Below are 970 nucleotides of genomic sequence, written 5' to 3'. Positions count from 1 at the left end.
TGCCGTTGCCTGCACTGCGGGGGAGTGTGTAGATGCCGGCAAGCTTCAGGGCTTGGGTAAACTGTTGCAAATTGGTACTGGAATTCAACGCCCCTTCAACTTTCCGTACAACCATGGGCAGCGCCAATTCTTTTTGCTTTGCTGCAAACTTGAATTTAGCCTCCAGGGCTTTGAGCGTTGGTTTGCCCGGCAGCAAACTAGCTTTAATAGGCACACCTGTTTTGTTGCCTTGTGCGTCCAGCATCCGGTAGAGCAGCCCACCATGCCGGTGCACCCGGCTTTCTTTCGTACCGCCATCTGCAACTATGCCATACTGCCCCAGTGCTGCATTGTACTGTGGCAGGGAGTTAAAGGCATACTGCCGGAAAACATAGTTTACTACACGGGCAATGGCCGCTCTTGTTTCTTCCTTCCCGCATTGTGCGGGTTGTGGTCCCAGTATGGAGGGTACAGCCTCCGGTAGTGTTCTGCCCCTGGCTGGAACCAAGTTGTACTTTGCTTCCAGTTCCACCCGCATTTTGGAGGACTGCACTTTTCCCAAATTGTGGGTTGGAATGCGGCTGCCGTCCTTCTGTATGGTAGTGCTGACGATGTGCAGATGCGGATGGCCGGCGTCCTGGTGTTGGTACACCAGGTAAGGCTGCTTCCCAAATCCAATCCCCTGCATGTAATCCCGGGCAATGCTGATTAGCATTGCTGCATCCAGCTGGCGGTCCTGTGGTGAGAAGTTGAGTGATATATGGATAGTTTGGGAGGTAGCCTTTTCCGCAAGGCTGTTGCGCAACTCCAACGCTGCTGCTTTTTGGTAGTAACTCAATTCCATTGGTTTGCACAGGTAGCCACTTGCCTGGAGCAGGTGGGCAACTCCCTTAGCTACTTTCTGTTCGTTGTAGTTAAGTGCATCGTGCAGGCGTTTGGGAAAACTCATTTTCGCAACCATTGTTCGTAGAGTTGAAGGGTGAGTGACTCT

1 protein-coding gene is annotated in these 970 nt (G+C 52.4%); it reads right to left on the bottom strand.

Annotation, left to right across the window (positions count from 1 at the left end; translation table 11 throughout):
• The coding region (locus BUE76_RS23415) for a relaxase/mobilization nuclease domain-containing protein (protein WP_076026761.1) at positions 1-928 on the bottom strand (928 nt) is incomplete at its 3' end.
• Positions 929-970: the final 42 nt, after the last annotated feature.

The organism is Cnuella takakiae (assembly GCF_001953305.1).
GTDB lineage: Bacteria > Bacteroidota > Bacteroidia > Chitinophagales > Chitinophagaceae > Flavisolibacter > Flavisolibacter takakiae.
The sequence above is the reverse complement of the archived record's forward strand: the minus strand, read 5'-3'. Positions and strand labels throughout refer to the sequence as shown.